Origin of the sequence: Acetobacter cibinongensis (genome assembly GCF_000963925.1) — a bacterium.
Lineage (GTDB): Bacteria > Pseudomonadota > Alphaproteobacteria > Acetobacterales > Acetobacteraceae > Acetobacter > Acetobacter cibinongensis.
The window spans coordinates 53439-76794 of sequence record NZ_BAMV01000003.1; the positions used below are offsets into that span (position 1 = coordinate 53439).

23 protein-coding genes and 1 riboswitch are annotated in these 23356 nt (G+C 59.4%); of the genes, 9 read left to right on the plus strand and 14 right to left on the minus strand.

All coding sequences use genetic code 11. The features are described 5' to 3' along the window. The first annotated feature begins 21 nt into the window (after positions 1-21). The 5 genes from cobN (at position 22) to Abci_RS01515 (ending at position 7869) form a co-directional block, all read left to right on the plus strand. On the plus strand, positions 22-3525 hold the full coding sequence (gene cobN / locus Abci_RS01495) for a cobaltochelatase subunit CobN (RefSeq protein WP_048837386.1): 3504 nt from the start codon (positions 22-24) through the stop codon (positions 3523-3525). After that, positions 3522-4865: a cobyrinate a,c-diamide synthase gene (locus tag Abci_RS01500; RefSeq protein WP_084597472.1), complete on the plus strand. Its 1344-nt coding sequence runs from the start codon at positions 3522-3524 to the stop codon at positions 4863-4865. The genes cobN and Abci_RS01500 overlap by 4 nt, the downstream gene beginning before the upstream one ends. Positions 4866-5031: 166 nt before the next feature. Further along, on the plus strand, positions 5032-5631 hold the full coding sequence (locus Abci_RS01505) for a histidine phosphatase family protein (protein ID WP_048837387.1): 600 nt from the start codon (positions 5032-5034) through the stop codon (positions 5629-5631). A 34-nt stretch (positions 5632-5665) separates the two neighbouring features. Beyond that, positions 5666-6295, plus strand: a complete 630-nt coding sequence (gene cobO / locus Abci_RS01510; RefSeq protein WP_048837388.1) for a cob(I)yrinic acid a,c-diamide adenosyltransferase — start codon at positions 5666-5668, stop codon at positions 6293-6295. Between the two features lie 14 nt (positions 6296-6309). Further along, complete coding sequence (locus Abci_RS01515) at positions 6310-7869, plus strand: cobyric acid synthase (protein ID WP_048837389.1); 1560 nt, start codon at positions 6310-6312, stop codon at positions 7867-7869. Positions 7870-7905: 36 nt separating this feature from the next. Here the strand turns inward: Abci_RS01515 and Abci_RS01520 are convergent, their stop codons facing one another. From Abci_RS01520 to Abci_RS01535, 4 genes are all read right to left on the minus strand, one after another. Next, positions 7906-8109: a helix-turn-helix transcriptional regulator gene (locus Abci_RS01520; RefSeq protein ID WP_048837390.1), complete on the minus strand. Its 204-nt coding sequence runs from the start codon at positions 8107-8109 to the stop codon at positions 7906-7908. Next, positions 8106-8483, minus strand: a complete 378-nt coding sequence (locus tag Abci_RS01525; protein WP_048837391.1) for a hypothetical protein — start codon at positions 8481-8483, stop codon at positions 8106-8108. The genes Abci_RS01520 and Abci_RS01525 overlap by 4 nt, the downstream gene beginning before the upstream one ends. Before the next feature lie 122 nt (positions 8484-8605). Further along, positions 8606-9448, minus strand: a complete 843-nt coding sequence (locus Abci_RS01530; RefSeq protein ID WP_048837392.1) for an MOSC domain-containing protein — start codon at positions 9446-9448, stop codon at positions 8606-8608. A 34-nt stretch (positions 9449-9482) separates the two neighbouring features. Continuing rightward, the gene (locus Abci_RS01535) at positions 9483-9872 is read right to left on the minus strand and encodes a winged helix-turn-helix transcriptional regulator (RefSeq protein ID WP_048837393.1); all 390 of its coding nucleotides are present in this window, start codon (positions 9870-9872) and stop codon (positions 9483-9485) included. A gap of 107 nt (positions 9873-9979) precedes the next feature. Between Abci_RS01535 and Abci_RS01540 the strand changes: the two genes are divergently transcribed. Further along, positions 9980-11044, plus strand: a complete 1065-nt coding sequence (locus Abci_RS01540) for an SDR family oxidoreductase (protein ID WP_048837394.1) — start codon at positions 9980-9982, stop codon at positions 11042-11044. 77 nt (positions 11045-11121) lie between these two features. Here the strand turns inward: Abci_RS01540 and Abci_RS01545 are convergent, their stop codons facing one another. From Abci_RS01545 to cbiB, 6 genes are all read right to left on the minus strand, one after another. Beyond that, positions 11122-12414, minus strand: a complete 1293-nt coding sequence (locus Abci_RS01545) for an MFS transporter (protein ID WP_048837395.1) — start codon at positions 12412-12414, stop codon at positions 11122-11124. Positions 12415-12559: 145 nt separating this feature from the next. After that, complete coding sequence (locus tag Abci_RS01550) at positions 12560-14407, minus strand: hypothetical protein (protein ID WP_371861398.1); 1848 nt, start codon at positions 14405-14407, stop codon at positions 12560-12562. A gap of 246 nt (positions 14408-14653) precedes the next feature. Then, a complete protein-coding gene (locus Abci_RS01555) occupies positions 14654-15214 on the minus strand; it encodes a TetR/AcrR family transcriptional regulator (protein ID WP_048837396.1) in 561 nt (186 codons plus the stop codon). 1 nt (position 15215) lies between these two features. Continuing rightward, a complete protein-coding gene (locus Abci_RS01560) occupies positions 15216-15680 on the minus strand; it encodes a nuclear transport factor 2 family protein (protein WP_048837397.1) in 465 nt (154 codons plus the stop codon). Between the two features lie 625 nt (positions 15681-16305). After that, positions 16306-16944 carry a 5,6-dimethylbenzimidazole synthase gene (bluB, locus tag Abci_RS01565; protein WP_048837398.1) on the minus strand — a complete coding sequence of 213 codons (639 nt, stop codon included), beginning with the start codon at positions 16942-16944 and terminating at the stop codon, positions 16306-16308. After that, entirely contained in the window at positions 16941-17930 is a 990-nt protein-coding gene (gene cbiB, locus Abci_RS01570) for an adenosylcobinamide-phosphate synthase CbiB (RefSeq protein WP_048837465.1), read from the minus strand. Before cbiB ends, bluB begins: the two co-directional genes overlap by 4 nt. On the opposite strand from cbiB, the gene cobD reads away from it, so the two are divergent. Then, entirely contained in the window at positions 17929-19086 is a 1158-nt protein-coding gene (gene cobD, locus Abci_RS01575) for a threonine-phosphate decarboxylase CobD (RefSeq protein WP_371861399.1), read from the plus strand. The two genes, cbiB and cobD, sit on opposite strands and share 2 nt — an antisense overlap. Continuing rightward, positions 19083-19700 carry a histidine phosphatase family protein gene (locus Abci_RS01580; RefSeq protein ID WP_048837400.1) on the plus strand — a complete coding sequence of 206 codons (618 nt, stop codon included), beginning with the start codon at positions 19083-19085 and terminating at the stop codon, positions 19698-19700. Before cobD ends, Abci_RS01580 begins: the two co-directional genes overlap by 4 nt. Here Abci_RS01580 and Abci_RS01585 read toward each other — a convergent pair. The 4 genes from Abci_RS01585 to cobT all read right to left on the minus strand — a co-directional run bounded on the left by Abci_RS01585 (position 19697) and on the right by cobT (position 22793). Further along, a complete protein-coding gene (locus Abci_RS01585; RefSeq protein ID WP_048837466.1) occupies positions 19697-20425 on the minus strand; it encodes a CbtA family protein in 729 nt (242 codons plus the stop codon). The genes Abci_RS01580 and Abci_RS01585 overlap by 4 nt on opposite strands. A 21-nt stretch (positions 20426-20446) precedes the next feature. Then, positions 20447-20674, minus strand: a complete 228-nt coding sequence (locus Abci_RS01590) for a CbtB domain-containing protein (protein WP_048837401.1) — start codon at positions 20672-20674, stop codon at positions 20447-20449. A 35-nt stretch (positions 20675-20709) separates the two neighbouring features. Then, a riboswitch (cobalamin riboswitch) is annotated at positions 20710-20866 on the minus strand. Between the two features lie 6 nt (positions 20867-20872). Next, a complete protein-coding gene (gene cobS / locus Abci_RS01595; RefSeq protein ID WP_048837402.1) occupies positions 20873-21688 on the minus strand; it encodes an adenosylcobinamide-GDP ribazoletransferase in 816 nt (271 codons plus the stop codon). A 1-nt stretch (position 21689) separates the two neighbouring features. After that, positions 21690-22793: a nicotinate-nucleotide--dimethylbenzimidazole phosphoribosyltransferase gene (gene cobT, locus Abci_RS01600; protein ID WP_408734851.1), complete on the minus strand. Its 1104-nt coding sequence runs from the start codon at positions 22791-22793 to the stop codon at positions 21690-21692. Here cobT and cobU point away from each other — a divergent pair. Beyond that, complete coding sequence (cobU, locus tag Abci_RS01605; RefSeq protein ID WP_084597473.1) at positions 22792-23343, plus strand: bifunctional adenosylcobinamide kinase/adenosylcobinamide-phosphate guanylyltransferase; 552 nt, start codon at positions 22792-22794, stop codon at positions 23341-23343. The two genes, cobT and cobU, sit on opposite strands and share 2 nt — an antisense overlap. Positions 23344-23356: the final 13 nt, after the last annotated feature.

Below are 23356 nucleotides of genomic sequence, written 5' to 3' on the forward strand. Positions count from 1 at the left end.
GGCTGAAGGGAGTGGTTTGCCATGCATCTGCTGGTTCGTGAAAACCGGTCACTGGATGAGCAGGAGCAGGCGGAAGATCTCGGCCAACCTTCTGCGGATGTGGTGGTACTCTCTTTTAGCGAAAGTGACCTTTTAAGTCTGCGCGCAGCCCATGCTGCGGCGCAGACAGACCCGGCGCAGGGCAGGCAGGCCAGCCTGCAACTGACACACCTGTCCCGGCTGCGTCACCCTATGTCCATTGACCTGTATATTGACAGCACGCTTGAAAAAGCCCGCTGCGTAGTGGTGCGGCTGTTGGGCGGACTGGAGGCGTGGCGCTACGGGGTGGAAGAACTGGCAGGCTGGTGCCGCAGTAACGCTGTGCCTCTGGCTCTGCTACCGGGTGAGTGCGCGACAACGCAGGCAAGCGCCATCGCACAGGGCGGCGATGATACCCGGTTGGCAGAACTTTCCACGGTGGACCCGGCGGCCCGCACGCGTCTTATCGGGTTTTTCCGGCAAGGTGGCCCGCGCAACATGGCGTGCGCCCTGCGCTTGATGGAGGCCATGGCAGGCCTTGCGGAGGATGACGGCCAGCACCCAGAACCGCTGCCTGCATGGGGCTTGTATCGGACCGTGGTGGCGCGGGAGGGGAGGAGTATTAATCAAGACCCCCACTTGCCAAATGGTATGACAGCACGGGCTATTTTATTGTTCTACCGTGCCCACCTGCTGGTGAGTGACCAGACTGCGCTGGACGCGCTGGCCGAGGCTCTGGCCGCGCAAGGCTGCACGGTGGATATGGTGTTTGTGCCCTCACTCAAAGGCCCGGAGGTCGCGCAGGGTGTGGCCGGTCTTATGGCGCGTATCCAGCCGGATTGTGTGCTGAATGGCACGGTATTTTCATCCAGAAATCAGGCTGGGTATTCGCCACTTATGCAGGCGGGTGTGCCGGTGTTTCAACTGTTACAACCGGGCAGCACGCAGGCCTTGTGGCAGGAGAGCGCACGCGGGCTTTCCCGGTCAGACCTGGCCATGCAAACCGTTCTGCCGGAACTGGATGGCAGCATTGCCACCTTCCCCCTGTCGTTCCGGCAGGAGGTCATGCCCGGCCAGCCCGCCGCCCGCATTCCTTTTGCGGAGGGCATAGCGCAGACCACAGCCCGCATCATGGGGTGGCTGCGTCTGCGCTGCCTGCCAGCAGAGCAGCGGCGTGTAGGCCTTGTGGTGTCAGATTATCCAGGGGCCGGTCTTCAGCAGGATAGCGGGCATGTGGCGCACGCCGTAGGGCTGGATACATTTGCAAGTCTTGTGTCCATACAGCAGATTTTGCGTACGGAGGGATATGATGCGGGGCCAGAATGGCAGCAGGCCCAGCTTGGGCAGGTCCTTACACGAGAGCTGCCGCACCCCGTGCTATCGCTTGCCCGGTATCACGCTCTTACTGCCGGGTTAGAGCCAGCGTTCATGGCGTCTGTCACCGCGGCATGGGGTACGCCGGAAGAGGATCCATCCGTGCAAAACGGGCAGTTTTGTCTGCGGGTGTATATACAGGGCCAGCTTACGGTGGCGGTGCAGCCTGACCGTGGGCAGGCGGCTGACCGCAAAACCCTGTATCATAACCCGGACAGCCCCCCATGCCATGCCTATGTGGCATTTTACCTTTGGTTGCAGCATGTGCAGAAGCTGGACGCTATGGTGCATGTGGGCACGCATGGCACGCTGGAGTGGTTGCCGGGTAAGGTTGTAGCGCTCACCAAAGCTTGTGCGCCTGCGGTTTTAACAGGAGCTTTGCCGGTTATTTACCCGTTTATTGTCAATAACCCCGGTGAGGCCGCAACGGCCAAGCGCCGCCTTGGTGCCGTAACACTGGGGCACATGACGCCACCTGTCATGCAGGCTGGCCTCTCCCCGGATATGCAGGCTCTGGAACGGTTGATTGACGAATATGCGGAGGCGGATGGTCTGGACCCTCGGCGGGGTGCGTTGTTGCGTCAGGACATTCTAACCCGTGCGGCCCGTACCGGTGTTTTGGCGGAAAGTGGCGTTCGCCCCGGTGATGAAAGTGACGATGAGGCTCTGGCACGGCTGGATGCGTATTTGTGCGATGTGAAAGATCTGCAAATTCGTGATGGGCTGCATATTTTTGGCAAGAGCGCTCCTAAAGCCGAGGCGCTTGTTGAGGCCATTGAACAAGCCTGCGCCACGCCCACTTCAGGCCCGACACGTCAGAATATTGCCCAGAAGGTGGTAGACTGCGCACAGGCGGAAGTTATGGGCCTGCGGGATGCTCTGGCAGGGCGATTTGTGGCCGCAGGGCCTGCGGGCGCACCCACGCGGGGCCGGGTGGATGTGCTGCCAACCGGGCGCAACCTGTTTACCATAGACCCACGGGCACTCCCCACACCCTCTGCCATGCAACTGGCAGCAAAAATGGAAAACCTGTTGCTCACACGCCATAAACAGGAACACGGCGAACCGCTGACCCGCCTTGTGATGGATTTGTGGGGGTCAGCCAGCCTGCGTACGGGTGGGGAGGATATGGCACTGGCCCTACGCCTTATGGGGGTGGAGGTTACCCGTGCCACAGGCACAGGGCATGTGACGGGCTTTGAGGTCATTCCTCTGCCTGTGCTGGACCGGCCACGGGTGGATGTGACGTTGCGTATCTCTGGCCTGTTCCGGGATGCATTTCCCGACCAGATAGCTTTGTTTGACCAAGTGGTGACGGCTGTGGCGGAGCAGGATGAACCTGTTGAGTGGAATCCCCTTGCTGCCACGGTACGCGGGCTGGCAGGGGAGGCACGGCAACGTGCTACCGCCCGCATTTTTGGCGCGGCAAGCGGCACTTACGGTACCGGGTTGGAAGACCGTCTGCACCTTGGGGCATGGCAGGACCGGCAGGATTTGGGGGCCGCATGGCTGGAAGGGTCAGCATGGACCTACGGGGGTGGGCGGGATGGCCAGCAGGATGCAACGGCATTGGCCACGTTGCTTAGCCGCACAGAGGCTGTGTTGCATGTGCAGGACCATGCGGAAACAGATATGCTGGAAAGCCCGGAAAATGCTGCGCATGAGGGCGGGTTAGCCGCTGCCGCTGCTGCCCTTGGGGCGGACCCCGCCATCTGGCACGGCGATACAGCCCGACCGGATACGCCCCGCCTGCGGAGCACCGCGCAGGAAGTGGCCCGCATTGTGCGTGGCAGGCTGGCTAACCCTCGCTGGATAGAAGGAATGCAGCGGCACGGATACGCCGGTGCGGCAGAGCTGGCCCGTGGGCTGGATGCCCTGTCCGGCTTTGCGGCTACCTTGCCAGACCGGTTTGACCAGCAGTTTGACCTTGTGTTTGCCGCCACATTGGGCAACGTAGCCTGCAACCAGTTTTTGCAGCAGGCCAATCCGGCCGCGCGGGAAGCCATGCGCGCCCGCTTTGCCGAGGCATGGCGGCGTGGCCTGTGGCACCCACGCGGCAACAGCGTGGGGCAAGTGCTGGAAGAAAGCCCCGGCATACCCACAGCACACACAGAAAGGCCCCTCCCGCAATGACGGCCCGCGCCCTTATGGTGGCTGCCCCCCGCTCTGGTGGTGGCAAAACAACCGTGACCCTTGCTCTGCTGGCGGCTCTCAAACGGCGTGGGGTGCGCGTGGGGGCGGCCAAAACGGGGCCGGATTATATAGACCCCGCGTTTCACGCCGCCATTACGGGCAGGCCGGGGCTTAATCTGGATAGCTGGTGTATGCCGCCCCCCCTTTTGGCAACCGTATTGCAGGCAGCACAGCAGGATGTTGACCTTGTGGTGGTGGAATCCGCCATGGGGCTGTTTGATGGCCTTGTTGCACCAGAAGGGGCACGCGGCGCACCGGCGGACATTGCGGCCCGGTTTGGGATTCCGGTTGTGCTGGTGCTGGATGTGTCCGGTCAGGGGCAGTCAGTCGGGCCAATTGCCAAGGGGTTTGCAACATGGCAGGCGGATGTGCCGGTGGCCGGTGTTGTGCTGAACCGTGTGGCATCGCCCCGCCATGCGCGGTTGACCAGCGGGGCCGTGCACGCCGCCGGCTTGCCTGTGCTGGGAACATTGCTGCGGCAGCCGGGCCAGCCTTTGCCCGAACGCCATTTGGGCCTTGTACAGGCCCGTGAGCACGGTGGCCTGACGGACTGGCTGGAAAAATTGGCAGACAAGGCAGAGCAGGAACTGGACCTTGATGCCATATTGGCCACGGCCCGCCCGTTACCAGACCTGTCACACCTGCTGCACGGCGCAGGAGCACAGGCGGCCATGCTGCCGCCCCCCGGCCAGCGGATTGCTGTGGCGGAAGATGATGCGTTTTCCTTTCTATATGGCCATCTGGCGTTGTTCTGGCGGCAGGCGGGTGCTGAGGTGGTGCCGTTTTCTCCTTTGGCCGATCAGGGGCCGGACCCATCTTGCACCGCCTGCTGGCTGCCGGGCGGCTACCCGGAGCTGCATGCAGGCCAACTGGCGCAGGCAGAGCATTTTAAAACCGCCTTGCAGCATTTTGCCACTACGCGCCCGGTCCATGGGGAGTGCGGGGGCTACATGGTGCTGGGGCAGGGGCTGGAAGATGCTCAGGGGCAACGGCACCAGATGGCAGGGTTGCTTGGCCATGCGACCTCTTTTGCCCGCCGCAAGTTGAATCTGGGCTACCGCGAGGCCACGTTACAGATGGACTGCCTGCTTGGCCCTGCCAGGTCACGGTTGCGGGGGCATGAGTTCCATTATGCGTCCGTGCTGGAGCCGGGTGCAGACCAGCCTCTTGCGGCTTTAACTGCAGGCGATGGTACGGACCTTGGTCTGTGCGGCGGGCAACGGGGGCTGGTTACAGGGTCGTTTTTTCATGTGCTGGCGCGGGTGCCAGACCTCACATGATTGTGTGTAAAGGTTTGATCGGCGCGGGGCGGGGCTGCCCGGTGGGTGGCAAAAAAGTGGGTATTATCACAGGCTCATGCACCGTAAGGTGCGTGGAGGCACAGTACGCCGGAACGGTTTGCTACCGTATGTGTTAGAGAGTGGCGTGATGGCCTAGGAGAGAAATATGGCGCAGTCTTTCCCCGTTTTGTTGGTGCGTCATGCACCAGTTCTTCTGCCGGAAGGGGTTTGCTACGGGCGGCAGGACGTTGCGCTGAAACCGGGTTGGGAAGGCGTGGCCGCTGGGCTGGCCGTGCTGGCGCAAGGGGCAGTCTGCCAAGTGCTCTATAGCTCTCCTGCAACCCGCTGCCGGGAAATGGCGGAACGGCTGGCCCGTGTCACCGGCATGGAACTGCGGATAGATTCCCGGTTGGCTGAAATGGATTTTGGCGCATGGGAAGGCCGCAACTGGTCAGACATCAGCCGGGACCAACTGGATGAATGGGCCAGAGACCCGGCCAGCTTCGCTCCTCCTGAAGGGGAAAGTGGGCTGGCTCTGACACAACGTACAAGAGCCTTTTGGCAGGATGTTAAGGCCGCGGGGGTGCCTGCCTGCGTGGTGTCCCACGGTGGTCCGCTGCGGTTGCTGAGTGCGCTGGCTGCGGGTGACACACCGGAACTTCTGGCTCCTTCAATGCCACAGGGGGCAGCACGGCTTTATATGGTGCCCCACCCGGCAGGGCTGGACCATGCCTATACCCACCGCAAGGCTATGGCGCTGAGTTAAGCCTCGCCCGCCTACCCCGATGACAGAAAGACCCATGACAGAACACACGCCACCCCCCGCACTAACCGACACTGAAGACCGCCACCGCGAGAAAATGCAGAAGCGCAAAGCGGTGCAGGATCAGGAAGTGGCTTCCAAAACAGTGGAAAAAGGGCTGCTGCTGGTCAATACGGGGCCGGGCAAAGGCAAGTCCACCGCGGCTCTTGGCATGGTGCTGCGTACTTTAGGCTATGGCCGCAGGGTTGTGGTCGTGCAGTTTATAAAAGGTCTGTGGGACACGGGGGAACGCAGGGCGCTGGAGCGCTTTGATGACCTGATTGAATGGCATGCTCTGGGTGAAGGATTTACGTGGGAAACGCAGGACCGCGCGCGGGATGTTGCCGCCTGCCAAAAGGCATGGGCTGTGGCAAAACAGGCGCTCAGCCAGCCGGATATAGCCCTTGTGGTGCTGGATGAACTGAACATAGCCCTGCGCTATGACTATCTGCCTCTGGCTGAGGTTCTGGCTGATATTCAGGCCCGCCCCGCTGGTCAGCATGTGGTTGTGACAGGCCGTAACGCCAAACCGGAACTGATTGAGCAGGCCGATCTGGTGACGGAAATGGCGTTGGTCAAACATCATTTTAAAAACGGCGTGAAAGCGCAGCAGGGCGTGGAGTTTTGAGCGCACGGGTGCTCATGCTTCAGGGTACCGGGTCAAGCGTTGGCAAATCTACTCTGGTGGCGGGGCTGGCGCGGGCTTTTACGCGCCGGGGGCTGAAGGTTTTGCCGTTCAAGCCGCAAAACATGTCCAACAATGCAGCAGTAACAGCCAGCGGCGGGGAGATAGGCCGTGCGCAGGCGTTGCAGGCCCGCGCCTGCGGGGTGCCGCCCCATGTGGATATGAACCCCGTTCTGCTCAAGCCGCAGGGGGAGACAGGTGCGCAGCTTGTTGTGCAGGGCCGCAAGCAGGAGACCGTAGCCGCCCGCAGTTATCAGGACCGTAAAACCCTGCTTATGCCAGCCGTGCTGGACAGTTTTTACCGGCTGGCGGCACAGGCGGATCTGGTCTTGGTGGAGGGGGCTGGCTCGGCGTCCGAAGTAAATTTACGCCCGCGTGATATTGCCAATATGGGGTTTGCTCAGGCCGTGCAGGCTCCTGTTGTGCTGGTGGGGGATATTGACCGGGGGGGCGTTATTGCCAGTTTGGTCGGCACACAGGTTGTGCTGGCACCTGAAGATGCAGCAACCATAAAAGGCTTTATCGTTAACAGAATGCGCGGTGATATCTCGTTATTTGAAGACGGGATGGCATTTGTTGCACAGAGTACAGGGTGGGCTCCGTTGGGGTTGGTGCCGCATTTGGCTGCCATCAGGCACCTGCCAGCAGAAGATGCAGCAGACCTGCTGGAGCTCGTAAGGTCCGGTAGAAAAACGACGCAACCTGTAGCCCCCTTGGCAGGCAATGCTCCTGTGGCGGTTCCGGCCAGACTACGCGTGGTAGTGCCGCTTTTGCCGCTTATTGCCAATTTTGATGACTTTGACCCGCTCAGAACAGAACCAGGGGTGGAGCTGATAGCCGTGCAATGCGGTGAGCCTTTGCCAGAGTGTGACCTGATTATTCTACCCGGATCAAAAAACACCTTGTCTGATTTATCGGTTTTGCAAGAACGGGGCTGGGCGGATGCACTGGCAGCGCATCGGGCGCAGGGTGGCCATATTCTGGGCATTTGTGGTGGATACCAGATGCTGGGCCAAAGTCTGGCTGACCCGCATGGCATTGAAGGCCCGCCTGCTACCGTGGCGGGGCTTGGCCTGCTGGCAGTAGAGACGGTGTTGAGCCCTGATAAATATCTTGTTGAAAAAACAGGGATTGTGGCCGGTACACAGGCCTGCGTGTCAGGCTATGAAATGCATATTGGCCGCACCGCCGGCCCAGACTGTGCACACCCCTTGCTGGAATTGGATGGCCAGCCTGAAGGCGCAGTGGCCGCAGATGGCCATATTTACGGCACGTATCTGCATGGTGTGTTTGGGAGCCGTGCTGCACGCATGGCGTTGCTGGAGCGTGTGGGCGGGCGGGCATTTGCCCCCGGCGGGTTCTGGTATCAGGCCGGGCAGGCTGTGCAACTCCCTGACCATCATGATGCCTTGGTTGAACAGGCGCTGGATACTCTAGCGGACCATCTGGAACAGTTTGCTGATCTGGACGCCATTCTGGCGCTGGCCTGTGAGCCAAAGGAACGTCTTTCTGCCTAAAATACCTGATTGAATAAGCTATTTTGAGGTGATGGATTAGGCTTCGCTTTCTGAATCATCAAAAACGTCTTCGATAGGCATGGCAAAAAAACGTGCAATCTTGAAGGCCAGCGGCAAGCTGGGGTCGTAGCGGCCCATTTCAATCGCGTTGACGGTCTGGCGGGAAACTCCCAGAAATTTCCCCAAAGAGTCCTGAGAAAGTCCTCTGGCAAGGCGGAGTGTGCGAACCTGATTAATCATTGATAGTGCCGTTTTGCCCAAACTATCCCAATGTTCCACAAAAGCGCCATAACCGGCCACACCACAAACAGTGAGAGAGACGGAAAGCCCACAACCTCCAGAAAACCGTAGGAGAATGTGAGCAGGGCTGTGCCTGTAAAAGAAAATACCAGCGCATCAAACTGAATTTTGCGTTGGAGTTCATCTATACGCCGGAACTCCCGTATCACAACCCAGCAGAAAGCACAGCCCGGTATCATGGGCAGCAGGGCTGCCGCAGGTTGCCATAGCCCGTGTAGTTTGTGCTGTGTAAAGAGGAAAATGAACAAGGACAGCAGCACACAATAAACCACCAGACAAAGAAAAAGCTCAGCAAGGTAGCGTTTGGAGGTCATTATCCGAGTCCTATGTAAAGTGTGCTTTACACATACAAAAACGCAGCAATTTTTGTCAAGTAAGCTTTACATAAGCCGCAAGAGGACCGTGTGGCTTCTTGAGCCTGATTATGGAAAATTTCTTATGCAGGCAGAAGGTTGGAGGCTCCTGTTTCCAGAATATCAACGCTATCTCCAACCTTGAGGGTACCAGCCTGTACCACCACGGCATTCTGCGCGAACATGATGCCTTTTGGTGTGCGATGAAACTGCGCCAGAGTGGCCAGGGGTTCCTTACGGTTAGGGATGACGCCGGTCTCCTGATCCGTTGTGGTGACCGTGCAGCGGGAGCATGGGGCACTTATTCGTAAAACAGCAGTGCCTGCGCGTATTATTTTCCAGCTATCTTCTGCCCATGCTTGAGTGCCTGCCACCACAATATTAGGCCGGAACCGCGCCATGGGTACCGGGTCTGCCAGTTTCTTGTTCAGGTCGGAGAGCGACGCTTCCGTTGCCACCAGAAGCGGGTACCCGTCAGCAAAGGAAACCGGCGTAGGCTGCGCATCAATCAGCCTTACCCGGTTCTCGGCGGGGGTGGGCATAAAGACGAGCCTACAGGGGCGGCCAAGGTGCTGGCTCAGCCAATATGCGGCTTCCGCTCCGGCGTCCTGTGCGGGGACGGTATCTTTCCATACGCGCACAGGCTGACTTGGCGTATCAGGGGCAGGGAAGGGCACGCTGCACGGGCTGGCTCCTGCCGTGCTCAGCTCCAGCCCGTTGCGGGTGGGGGTAGCGGTCAGGCGTGCCATGGCGGGCAAGGTGCGTTGCGTGAGAAAAGTGCCATCGGGCTCCACCACCATCCAGCGCCGGTCTCCTTCTGGCCCCCATGGGTGGAGGGTCAGGCTGCTCTGGTTAAGACCGCGCAGGGCTTTTACCGGGTAGAGGTGCAGCGTGCTGATGGTAGGAGCAGGGTGGCTGGCGGGCATGTAACCCCCTTTTTTGGGCAAGTTGGCGTGCGGGCTAGGTGGAGGGAGCAGCCTGTGCCTGACAGACGGCATCCAGAGCATCCGCATTGTCTATACCCCAGTGGTACAGCATTTCCAGCGGTTCAATAAAACGGCGGCCAAGGGGTGTCAGGCTGTATTCCACAACCGGCGGCATGACCTGCTGCACGGTGCGGCTGACCAGCCCGGCTTCCTCAAGCTCCCGAAGGGTCTGGGTCATCATTTTTTTAGACAGACCCGGCAGGCAGCGCAGCAGATGGCCGGGGCGGGATGCACCGCCTTCCAGATGCAGGCTGTGCAGGACCATTGTTGTCCATTTACCACTGAAAAGGCGCAACAGGCGGCGGGGGGCGCATTGTTCATCAAACGGTGCTGTCCGGTAGTCCAGCGGAAGCAGAGGGGCCATTTTACGGTAACCTTTTGGTAGTCAGGGCACAAAAAGGTGCCGTCTTGTACGTGTATAAACAAGTTGCCACGTATCTACTGTTACTTTTTTCAAGCAGGAGAAACACCATGGCGCAGCGCGCACTTGTTGTTGGTGCAACCGGTATTGTCGGGCAAAATCTGGCCCGCAGATTAGTGGCAGAAGGCTGGACGGTTTACGGCCTGTCCCGCCGGACCATGCCAGAGGGAAGTGGAATTATACCCGTACAGGCAGACGCGCTGGATGCCTCCGGGCTGGCACAGGCCTTGCGGAGCCTTACACCCACGCATGTTTTTTTCTGCACATGGACGCGGTGCGCCACGGAGCACGAAAACTGCGTGGCAAATGCTGCCATGCTCCGCAATGTGTTCGAGGCTTTGCCCAACCCCGGAGCGCTCCAGCACGCAGCCCTTGTGACCGGCCTTAAACATTACCTTGGCCCTTTTGAAGCCTATGCAAAAGGGGTGGTGCCTGAAACGCCTTTCCGGGAAGATATGCCGCGGCTGAGTGTAGAAAATTTCTATTACGCGCAGGAGGATGTTTTGTATGAAGCCGCGCAGAAACACGCCTTCACATGGAGTGTACACCGCCCCCATACTGTTGTGGGGTATGCCATTGGCAATGTGATGAACATAGCCAGCACACTGGCTGTTTACGCTACCCTGTGCCGGGAGACTGGCCGCCCCTTTGTGTTTCCGGGTTCTGCGGTGCAATGGCATGGCCTGACAGACCTGACGGATGCCCGGCAGCTTGCTGCGCAACTGGTATGGGCTGCAACCTCAGCTTCCGGGGAAAATCAGGCGTTTAATGTGGTGAATGGTGACGTTGTGCGCTGGAAGTGGTTATGGCCGCGGTTGGCGGCGTGGTTCGGGCTGGAGGCCGCTCCCTATCCGGATCAAGCGGAGCCTCTGGAACCCAAACTGGCGCAGGATATCGGGGTATGGGCGGATATTGCGGCCAGACATGTCCTGCGTGAACCTGACCTGAACCGCCTTGCCTCCGCCTGGCACACGGATGCGGATTTGGGGCGACCCATTGAATGTGTAACGGATATGACCAAAAGCCGCCTTGCCGGATTTACGGCATATCAGGACAGCACGGTTTCATTCTTGGATGTGTTTGAGCGGTTGCGGGCCGAGCAGTTTATTCCGTAACAGCGCACCACTAAAAAGGGCTGCCAGAACAATGCTCAGGCAGCCCTTTTGGCAAAAAGTTTTAAAAACTGTGTGGCTTAGCCGTGTTTCTGCACTTTCCAGCCTGTCTCACGCAGGCGGAAGGAGAGCAGAATGGCAACAACAATACCTACAACCAGCGGCATGAAGGCCCGGTGGAACAGCGCCATGCTGTCTGTATCGCCACCCGCCATCAGGGCGGAGACAAGCGGGGAAAGCACACCGGTTGTCCCAAACACCAGAAAGTTCATGACACCGGCAGCGGTGCCCTTAACCTGCGGTGGGTTAACTTCCTTCATGGTGGAGAAGGGGATCATGGCGGCACCGGAGGCAATACCCATGACCAGAGCAACAGAGTAGCGCGGCATAACGCCAACCGGCAGATACAGCGCGCAGAGAGAGGCCGCCAGCAGCACAACAGCGCCGCCAATCAGTACGGGTTTGCGCAGGCCAATCTTGTCGGAAATCCAACCCAGCAGCGGGCAGCCAATGACCCAGCCAATGGGCACCATGGAAACATCGGAGGCCGCAAATGCCATGCTCACATGTTCGCCCTTATTGAGCATGGAGGCACCCCAGCCCAGTGCGCCAATGGTGGTGGGCACAAACAGCAGGCCCCCAATAATGCCAGCGTACCAGCTTTGCGGGTTGCTGAAGATAATACGGAAAGGCTGCACAAGGTTGGCAAAGGAGAAGTGACCGTGATGGTCTGCGCTGTCCCCTGAATCCCGCGGCATAACAAACCATGTGGCTACGGCAAGGCAAACGCCCAGAATGCCAAAGCCCAGCCAGACCGTCTGCCACGGAATATGGAAAGAGCCGTTGGGGTCAATCAGCAACCGTGTGGGTTTGGAGCCAAAGGCTGCCCCAGCCATACCAAGGCACTGTGTCAGCCCCACAAACAGGGCAAGTGTGCGGGCTGGCAGGTAGCGGGCCGCCACATAGGAGGAGCCAACAAAGGCACAGATTGCCCCAAGCCCCTGAATAACATAGCCCACAAGCCCTGCGCCCATGCTGCCCTGTGCAAAGATAAGGCAGCCAATGCTGGTAATGCTGATCCCAACCGGCATGGTGGCATGGGCACCGTAGCGATCAAGCAGCACCCCTACGGCCAGTGCCGCCAGCGCATAGACAATGTAGTAAGAGGCAATCATCAGACCCAGATGGCTGTTGCCCCAGGCCTGTGTCAGCTCATCCTGCATAATGCCGGGGGCAGAGCGGATGGCATACTGATAAAAATAGAACAGTGCGCACAAAAACCACGCCAGAACATAAAGTGGCTGTATTTTTTGCGGCTGCGCAGCCGGTGTTGCTGTAGGCGCTGGGCTGGCTTGGGAAGATGAACCCGACATGGAAAATTCCAGTCTTTTATTAAAAGATGTGAAAGGGAAAACTACAAAAAACCCTGTTCTCAGGAAAAGCCCGGACGGGCCAGGCGGGAGTTTTTCAAGCTCATGCTTTTTATCTCCTTTTAAAAATCTTCACAGAAAAACAACTTTACTGGAAAGGTAGATACCGGAAGGTCACATACACCGTGTTGCCAAAGGTGGTGGGATAGACGTTGCTGCCCGCACCATTGGTGCCTTTGAAAGCAAACTTCCGGATATAGGTGTATTGCAGGCCAGCCATCAGGCTTCCGTAATGACCATCCATAAAGTGCCACCATCCCCCTGTTGTCAGAGAGGCGAGTGTGCGGGTCTGGGCGTTACAGGCACCAAATTCAATGGAGCAGCCGCTCAGGTTCTGGTCTGTTACGCCGTACCCATAATTGTGCCCGTCTGCCCCCAGATAACTTTTGCGCCCGGAGGTTTCCACACCGCCATAAGTGTAAAGCAGCACGGAGTGGGACGGATGGCCGATCAGTCCCAGAGACCCGATGATCTCTGGTACAGGGGTAAGCTGGCCGTGGGCGTTGAAGGTGGTATCCGGCAACAGGGATGGCCCATAACGGCCCACCCCTTCCCCTGCCAGAATATTACCGGCCAGTTGCAGCTTTTTGGTGCCAAGCGGCGTGGTCATGCCTGCGCCAACGCCGCCGCCAAAACTGGTATGTTTTTTGGAGGTGGTGGCACCCGGAAGCACGGAGAGCGAGCGGAACCAGCGGCCCAGACCAAATACCTCATAATGGCCAAAACTGGTGTCAGCTGCTGCTTTCACCACAATATCCGGCGCAGGGTTGTAGGTATAATTGGTGCCGCTGTTCAGGAGCACACCACCAGCATTCTGGTAGTAAACGCGGGTTCCTGCCGTCTGCCCATATGCGGCAGGCAGAGTGCCGCCAGATGGCACGGAGGAGGAGAAGTTGAACGTGGCTTCCGGGTCTTCCAGAGACAGGCCAAGCCAATATTTCTCGTGCCAGTCCTTGCCAATACGGATCTGGGGTACGCGGGTAAAGGCAATGCCCGGAATCTGGTTGTTATCCGTCACGGCCGGGAGCTGCTCTTTTCTGGGCAGCAGCCCCTTGGAGTAGTTGGTGACCAAGCTCCAGGCCTGACCCATCAGCAAGTGAAAGCCCCAGTCTTTTTGCGTGAAGGTAAAATAGCCTTGCCGCATACGGGGGGTGTAACCGCTAATCTGCACGCTGTTACTGGTGCCGGCAGCGCCCCCAAAGTCGCTCTCTATATAGGCCTGAAGCCGGATGGCGTTGGTGGGGTTGGCTTCCATCAGGATGGAGACGCGGGAGAGCTGGGCAGACAGGCGCTCTTCGCTCAGGCCGTGGTTGGGGCTGTTGGCGTAAGGAAAGCTGCCCCATGCGGTGGCTGGGCCTGCCGTCATGTTGGAGTCACGCCAGATGTTGGAGAGTTCGATAAACCCGCCCAGTTTGACCGAGATACCACCAATTGAAAAAATAGGCGGCAGATGGTCCACCGAGGTTTGCGTAATGGAGGACGGGCTGGAGGAGGACAGATCCATGGCGGAATGGCCGTGGGCCACCACATCCTGCGTAGGTAGCCACTCAAACCCCAGAGGGTTGCTGGTATTGCCGTGGGAGTGAAGCGGCAACCCGCCGGATGCCACGCGGGTGGTGTCCGCAGGGTCTGGTGAAAAACGGATGGCCGGGTCTGCCGGGGCACTGGTGACAAGGGTGCGGGCAGGTGTGCTGCGGTTGGTGGAGGCCGCAGCCGTTTGTGTCTTGCTGCCCTTGCGCTTGGCCTGCCGTTGCTCAATGGCGTTGACCTGTGCCGCAAGCAGCCGCATCTGCGCCTTGATGGCCGCCAGTTCCTGCGCGTCATCCGCCAGAGCAAAAACCGGTTTATTGACCAGACAGCACAGGAGAGTTCCGAGCAAAAGCTTGCTGTCCAGCTTTAATTTCGAGACAATACTGTCTGATGCAGCAGATTTCACAATACACCCTTTTGCGGTTGCTCTCTTTGCCAAGAAAACCCTGACGCCATGATGCAGCCCTGATGCACGCTGCACATTGATTCACGTCAAAGCTTGGCAAACTACCAGTGTGGCAGACTCGTAAAACAGAGCTGTGTCATACGCGAATTCTCGCGAAAATGTTATAACAAAATAGACGGTTTAAATTTAATTTTAATGCGCAAGAGGAGAGGCGTGTTAGACAGTTTCTTGAAAAAACGGGGTTTGTCAGAGCGTAAGGCAGGCCTGCTCGGCCTGTGCCAGAACGGTGTTAAATGTGTCCGTATGGTTGAGGGCGCGGGCTAGTACCAAGGCGCCTTGTATGGCGGCAATGCTGCTAATGGCCAATGTGCGGGCCTTTTGCGCATTATGCCCCAACCGCAACAACGCATTTTGTAAAGCCGTTATCCAGTGCTGAAAATAAAGAGAAATGCGTTCCGCAAAACGGTCTCGTGTCTCGCTTAATCCCATCAGGCCGAGCAGGCAGATTTTCTGACCAGACTGAAAATAGGTGGCCGTGGCGGCAAACATGTTTGTTATGGCGTGGGCAGCCTTGGGTGTGGTGCGAAGGGGCGTGAAAATGGATGTGGTAAACCACGCATCAATTTCAGCCAGAACAGCCTCCGCCATCTCCTGCTTTCCACCTGGGAAGAAGTGATACAGGCTGCCTTTGCCCAAACCCGTTGCTTGGGAAATGAGGGCCAGACTGGCCCCTTCATACCCATAATCCCGGAAAACCTCCGCCAGACAGGGCAGGAGGTCTGCTTTTTCCGTAATGGCGCGGGCCATGTTAGAGGCCTAGTGCGGAAAGGCCGGGATGGTCATCTGGCCTGCGCGTGCCCTGCCAAAGGAATTTACGCTCCTGCACCGTAATAGGCAGGTCGTTGATGGAGGCTAGCCGCCAGCGCATCAGGCCGTCTGCGTCAAACTCCCAGTTTTCATTGCCGTAGGAGCGGAACCACTGCCCCTCAGCGTTATGCCATTCATAGGCAAACCGCACGGCAATACGTGTGTCATGAAAACACCAGAGTTCCTTGACCAGCCGGTACTCCAGCTCCGTTTCCCACTTGTGGCGCAGAAAGTCCTTTATCTGGTCGCGCCCTTGCGGAAAATTGGTGCGGTTCCGCCAGACGGACCCAGGTGTGTAGGCGAGTGACACAGCATCCGGATTTTTGCTGTTCCACGCATCCTCGGCAGCACGAACTTTTTGTGTGGCAGTTTCAAGCGTGAAGGGGGGAAAGGGTGGTTTTGACATCAGCCGCTCCTGTGCCGGTTGGTTTCTCTGTACCATTTGGTACAGAGTCTCACCTTGCTTGCAAGAGAAAAACGAGGCGTGTCTCAGTGCTAGGCATCTGTGATGGACGTAAGCCTAAGCTACCCTGCTGGACAGTCTTTCCACAGCCGGATCAAGGCAGGGAGATCGTGGGTATGACATCCACTTCCCCCTTGCGAAGCTTCATTGGGATGAAGTATATTTATTCCGAATTCCCGTTACCTTCCGGCACCTGTTGAGAATTGATTTATTAAAAACTGTGAATTGCTCTGTGTTTTGCCGGGTCAGAAAGACCCGTGAGAAGGGGGAATGCCGTCTTGCCGCACGGCATCGTAGTGTGGCGGAATGGGCATTTCATAGGACGACAGCCTGAAGCGATGGCAGATGAAGATGGACATGCCAGCTCTGATTATCGCAAACGATATGACGCTTTGAGGTGGCCGCATCGATCGTCAGACGCTTCGACCGCCCATCCTGTTTTTCAAGCAGTCTGTAACGTGCAGACTACAAAACAGGATGTCAGAAAATAAGAGTCTCAAAAATATTCTTAGTTTTTGGATGATTTTTCTGACTAGCAAGAAGCTGCCAATTTAATCTGGCAGCAGCGTCAGCGGTTAATCCATACTCTGCGCGCGGGGTTGCGGTGTTCCCATCCCTTGCGTTCCAGTTCCGGGGTGTCGGCCTGTTCCTGCGGGTAGCCAACACACAGATAAGCCAGAAACCGCCAGTTGGGGTTCACGCATAAGGTGGATGCGGCTTCAGCCGGGTCAAGAATGGACACCCATCCTACCCCGATACCTTGTGCGGCAGCCGCCAGCCAGAAGGTGTGGATAGCCATGATAGCGGACCAGACCGTGGTTTCCGGCATGGTGCCGCGCCCCAGCCCCCGGCCCTGCGAGGGGTCTGTATCGCAAAACACGGCAATCTGGTGTGGGGCGTCATCCAGCCCGGCCAGCTTCAGGGTGGCGTAACGCTGGGCATTGTCACCACTCTGGCCGCTGAGTGCCGCCGTGTTCGCACGGGCAAAATTGGCGCGTATGGTCACGCGGCGGCTGGGGGCATCCACCCGCACAAAACGCCACGGCTCGCTAAGCCCTACGGAAGGCGCAAGGCAGGCCGTGTGCAGCAACCCTGCCAGTATGGTCTCCGGCACAGGGTCTGTACGGAAATGGCGTACGTCCCTCCGCCATGTGAAAAGCTGCTGAAGCTCAGCCTGAAAGCCGGGTGAAAAATGCGGTGCGCTCATGCTTCAATCATGGAGAGAAGTGCCGCGCACAGCAAGAGCAGGATAACAAGGGCACACGCCCGACGATATACGACCAGCCCGCGGTCAAGGTCTTCCCGCGTGGCGTTGGGGGTACCGTTGCCCATCCAGCTATCCTGCACGGTGACACCCCCATAGACGCGCGGGCCAGCAAGGCGCAGGCCCAGTACGCCCGCCAAGGCCGCTTCCGGCCATCCGGCATTGGGGGAGCGGTGGCGGGACGCATCCTGCCGCACAGCCTGCCATGCCTGCCGCCGTGTGCCAGCAGGCCCGGCCAGCACAAGGCAGAGTGCCGCCAAGCGGGAGGCAGGCAGATTAACCCAGTCATCCAGTTTTGCGGCCGCCATGCCAAAGGCGGCATGTTTTGGCGTCAGGTGGCCAATCATGCTGTCTGCGGTGTTGATGCATTTGTAAAACACCGCGCCGGGTAAGCCAAACAGGGCTGCCCAGAATAACGGCGCCACAATGCCGTCCGAAAAATTTTCGGCCAGACTTTCAAGGGCTGCGCGCACAATCCCGCTTTCATCCAGTGCGCTGGTATCCCGCCCTACAATCTGACTGACAGCCTGTCGGCCACCGGCCAGCCCGTTTTGCCGCAGGCCTTTGCCCACCGCTACAACATGGGTCCAGAGTGACTTCTGCGCGACAAGTGTTGTGGTGGCGATGGCTTGCAGCACCAGCATGACCGGAGCGGGCAGCAGGGCATAGCCTTCACGCAGAACAACCCCGGTCAGCCACAAGGGGAGCAGCACAATAAGGACCAAAGCCAGCACGCCCAGCCACCGGCGCTTGGTCTCGGAATACAGGGGCAGGTTGAGCGCGTTGTCCAATTTGCCAATAAGAGCGCCTACCCACATAACGGGGTGGCCAATGGCTGTGACCAAAGCCTGCGGATAGCCCCAGAGTGCTTCAAGCAAAGCAGCAAGGGCGGCAACCGGCAGACAGATGGAGAGGGGAAAAAACAACATGCGGGGGGACGGCTCACAGGTTTGGCCAGAAGGGCAGCAGGCGGAACAGCAGCAGGCTGTGGTGCCGGAAGCTTCTACCACGTACAGCGTGCCAAGCCCAAGCAGGCGCATGGTGCCACTGCCTGCCCATGGGGGGCAGGTTCAGGCGGTCATGCAGTATTTTCCCCACGCCCCGCAGCCTGTTTATGACCTTTCAACCGGTATTAGCCCCTTTGTTTATCCGGGCCGGATGCCGGATCTATCCTGCCTGACCCACCTGCCGGAGGAGCACGAGGAGGCCACGCTGCGCCGTCTGGCAGCACGGGCCTATGGCGTGGCAGATGCCGCCATGGTGGCCGCAGGGGCTGGCAGCCAGAGCCTGATAGCGTTGCTCCCCACACTGCTACAGGCTGAGCAGGTGTGCATTCTAGGCCCCACCTATTCCGGCCATGAGCAGGCATGGCGGTTGCACACCAAGTTTGTAACAAACGTGCATACCCCGCAGGCTCTGGCCATTGCAGCCACCCAGCCGGGCACCGTGTGCGTGCTATGTAACCCCAATAACCCGGATGGACGCCTGCTTCCTGCTGATTGGGTGCGCCGTCTGGCAGACAGGTGTGCAGAGCACGGGAACAGCCTTGTGGTGGATGAGGCCTTTGCAGATTTTGAAGGCCAGAGCGTTGCGTCTGCCCTGCCGCATCCTGCCCTTATTGTTCTACGGTCTTTTGGGAAAACCTATGGACTGCCGGGTGTCAGGTTAGGGTTTTTGCTGGCAGCGCCAGAGTTGGTGGAGCGTGTACGGGCTGCCATGGGGAGTTGGCCCGTGAGCACGGTGGCCTTGGTGCTGGGGCAGCAGGCGCTGGCGGATAAGGCATGGCACCGCATGGCCGCGCAGCAGGCGGGACAGGCCCATGAGCGTTTGGTCAGTGTGCTGGAGGAGGCAGGCTTGGTGTGCCACGGGGAGTGCCGCCTATTTACGCTGGTGGTGCACCCTCAAGCAGCGCAGCTATGGCAGCATTTGTGCGAGCGCGGCATCGTAACCCGCATTTTTGCGCACCAGCCTGACCATTTACGGATTGGCCTGCCAGCGGAAGAGGGCGCATGGCATCGGTTATCCCAAGCCTTACGCTGCTGGCAGTACACTGCGGTTCTTCAACATAAGCAGGATGCCGGATGACCCAGCCACAGCCTTTACCTGCCAGCAAGAGCCAGACTTTCCGGCTGATCTGCCTTGCAACAGACGTGCCGGAGGGCATGAAGGCAGGGCATATTCCGGCGCGCTCAGCGTTAGGGCGTCTGCCAGATTTTGCGCGTCTCTGGGGTCATGTTGCCCCGCTATACCGGCCCGCTGCCGTGGTGTGCGCATCAGATGTGCAAAGTGACACATGGGCGCAGGCCACCCGCATACCGCTCGTGCAACAGGAGGCGTTGAGAGACCGCTCTTACGGGCTGTGGCACGGTCTGGCGTTGCGGGATGTGCCACCGCACGAGTTGGCCTGCTTTGTGCAGGAGCCAGAGTATGCTCCGAATGGTGCTGAAAGCGCACAAGCTTTTCAGGCTCGTATTGGAACTTGGGTGGAAGGCGCTGCCTTGCATGGCCGGATAGTGCTTGTGGCCCGCCCTGCGGTTGTGCGGGCTCTGGCAGTGCACGCTCTGGGCGGGGATTGTAGCCTTGCAAACCGCTTGGATGCAGAACCAAAAAGCCTGAGCGTTTTAACGCGCCACGCAGGCTTATGGCGGGTCAGGCAGTACGGTGTAGCCCTGCCTGACCTTGAGAGGGGATGTGCTTAGCGGCGTCTGGGGGCGTGGGCCAGTGCGCGTTCTGCCAGTGCGCCGAACAGCAGGCCCATGCTGCTCCAGAGCACAAGCTGCATTCCGATAGACGCCTCACGGAAGCGCCACAGCACAAGGGCGGGAAAGCCTGCGGGCACCTCGTTCACGTCTGGCATGGCAGATTGAACCACCACCATGAGCACAAGAAAGAGACCAGCCGCCCATAAGCTGCCGGACCACGCGCCCCGTGCGCGCGTAAGCGCGTGCCCGACCAACGTGGCGATAACCGCAACGCTCACGGAAAGCCCGATCATGGCAAAATAGGTGCCTGTCCGGAAAGCCAGAGTGGCGGGTGTTCCCACCGCAGGTGGATTGGGTGGGTATTTAAGGTCCGGCACCAGCACAAACACTAGAAACCCCGCTCCAGCCAAAAGAAGTGCCAGCGCCCTGGGGGACCATGTGTTCAGCCTGCCATAGGCATAGGCAAATACCAGAGAGAACAGGCCCCCAAAGGCTGTGCCATACAGCACAATGGCCGTCAGCAGCCCGTAACTGGCCTGCACGGCACGGCTTACGGGCTCAGCTTCGGCCATGTGAGGGTGGGCTTCCGCGCCATGACGGGCGGCCTCAAAAGCAATGGCAAGGTCAACCTGTGGTTCGCCAAAAATACGGGCGAACACAAAGGCCAGAGCCGCAGCAATGCAGCCCGCGATCATGCCGCGGGCCAGCAGGCGTCCTGCTATCATGGGAGGGATCTGCCGGGATTAGTGGCAGGGAAAGCCGAGTAGGTGGCGGCCATCATGCACAAATTCATGCACGTCCTGACCGGATATCAGGGAGAGCGCACCCTGTTCCGCCCCGACAAAATACAGCATGATAACAGAGAGCAGCAGGCCAAACATGGCCCATGGCAGCAGCGCCTTGGCCGGGATGGCAATGGGGGCTGCACCCGTGACTGGGGCTATGCGAGAAGAAGGGGCTGAATAAGACATGGCACGTGGCTCCGCTGGCAAGAACGCGTTCCGCGGTTGAAAAGAATGGCTCTGGAGGTCTGACTTCCTGCAGAACGCACAGATGTGGGCTTGCAGGTTACAGTGGCGCGACCGTGCCGGACTCTCACCGGCTTCCCCATAAACATCTCTCTAGCCTGACGGGTCTGGGGGGCAGAGTCAATTCCTGCTGTGCCGGGATCAGGGCTGAAAGCTTGCTGTCAGGGCCGCCAGCACGAGCCCTTCCGTAACACAGGCTGTGGCGCCCAGCACATCGCCCGTATAGCCACCAAGCTGGCGGTGGGCCGCGTAGGTCACGCATATCTGGCCTAGACAGGCCGCAAGGAGAGGCAGCATCAGCGGCAAAATGCCATGCTGTGTGGCTACGCGTGGCCACCAAGCGGCCCAGAGCACAACCAGTATGATCATGACCGTTTGTGCCATGACAAATGGCACACGGGGCAGGGGGCTGAGCGAGCGGGCCAAGCCATCTGGCCGTGCTGGAGGGAGAGCCTTGACGGTATAAAGCAAGCCGGAGCGGGCAAAGCCGCCCGCCAGCATAAGGGCAGGGGCAAGTGCTGCTGGTGGCAGGGCCGCGAGTGCCCCCGCACGGACAATAAAGCATACACACAGGGCAATAACACCGTAGCTGCCCACGCGGCTGTCCCGCATGATCTCCAATTTGCGTGCGCGTGAGTGAGCACCGTAACTGTCGGCCATATCGGCCAACCCGTCTTCATGAAAAGCGCCGGTCAGTGCTGTCTGAAACGCCAGAGCCAGTGCCACAGCGGGCAGGGTTGCAACGGATAGCAGGTGTTCCAGTCCCCAGCCCACCAGCCCTGTAACACCCCCTACACCAGCCCCCATAAGCGGCCAGCACCAGATGGACCGGCCAAGAGGGGAAAGGGTATCCCGCAGCCCAACAGGTAGTAACCAGTGCGCTGGCAGGCGCGTGAACAACCCAAGACCGCAGGCAAGGTCCTGCCGTGTCTGGCTGAACAGGCCGGGCTTGGCCATGCTATATCCGCTCCGAGACCGCAGCTTGGGCAAACGTGGCCATGCCCGTGTGGTAGGCCAACGCAGCACGTACAAGCGGGATGGCGAGCGCCGCACCGGATGCCTCACCCAACCGCAACCCCAGAGCAAGAAGTGGGGACAGGCCAAGGGCTGCGGCTAGCTTGGCGTGCCCGGTCTCGGCAGAGCAATGGGCCAGCCATGTGTGAGCCAATCCCTGCTGGTTGAGGCAACCCAGAGGTGCCACCGCAGCGGTGCAGACATAGCCATCCAGCAGCACGGGAATATGGGCGTGGCGCGCGGCCAGAACGGCCCCTAACAGAGCAGCCAATTCATACCCACCTACATGGCGCGCGGCCTCTAGCGGGTTTGTCAGGCTGTGGGCATGCAGGGCGCGGGCGGTATCTATCACGCGGGCTTTGTGGCGCACGCCGTCCTCATCCAGTCCGGTGCCACGCCCGGCCCACAACAGGCTGTCCCCATGGAACAAGGTTGCGGCAAGTGCTGCGGCGGCTGTGGTGTTGCCGATACCCATCTCGCCCACGCACAGCAGGTCGCAGTGTTGTGGCACGGCGTCATAACCGGTGCGGGCCGCAGCCAGAAACTCCGGGACAGTCATGGCGGGCGCAGTTGTAAAATCTGCGGTGGGGCGGAGGTCTGCTACGGGAATAACGCTCAGGGTGGCCTCTGCCACGCGGGCAAGTTGGTTCACGGCGGCTCCGCCATGCCGGAAGTTACCCACCATCTGTGCGGTGACATCCTGCGGCCACGGTGAGACCCCTTGCGCCACAACGCCATGATTGCCCGCAAACACCAGCACCTGCACATGCTCTAGTTGTGGGGTGGCACGCTGTTGCCAGCCACCCAGCCAGGCAGTCAGCTCTTCCAGTTGGCCCAGGCTTCCTGCCGGTTTGGTCAGTGTTGCCTCCCGCTCCGCAATGGCGTGCTGCGCCTGTGGTGAGACACCCGGGAGGGTGAGGCAGGCCGCACGGAGGGCCTCCATGCTGCAAAAAACTGTATCAGGGCTGGGGTGGGTGTAAGATGGCATGGCTCTTTCTGTGCTGTTATACGCGCCCATGCAAACGGGACCAGAAAGCGGGTAGCGCATGAACGGGCAGGAACTCAAGGCACAACAGGCAGACCTTCAGGCGGGGTTACACCATGCCACGCTGGTATTGGGTGGCGCACGCTCCGGCAAAAGCCGCTACGCTGAAGCACAGATAACGGCCCTGCCAGCCCCTTGGGTCTATGTGGCCACAGGCCGCGCTTTTGATACAGAAATGCAGGAGCGCATAGCCCATCATCAGCACAGCCGTGCGCCCGGTTGGCTGACGGTGGAAGAGCCTTTTGCCGTGGCAGATGTTTTGCAAGCCCATGCAGCAAAACCCCTCTTGCTGGACTGCCTGACCCTGTGGCTGACAAACCTGCTGCTGGAAGAGCGGGATATTGCCGCAGCCACACAGCAGCTTGTGCAGGCGCTTGCCAAGCGGCAAGCAGCGACCGTTCTGGTTGGGAACGAGGTGGGGTTAGGCATTGTGCCCGACACCCCACTGGCCCGCCGCTTTAGAGATGAAGCCGGTATTCTGCACCAGAAACTGGCCGCGCAGGTTGGGCATGTTGTGTTTGTGGCGGCAGGGCTGCCCCTTGTTTTGAAATAGGCTGGCCACAAAA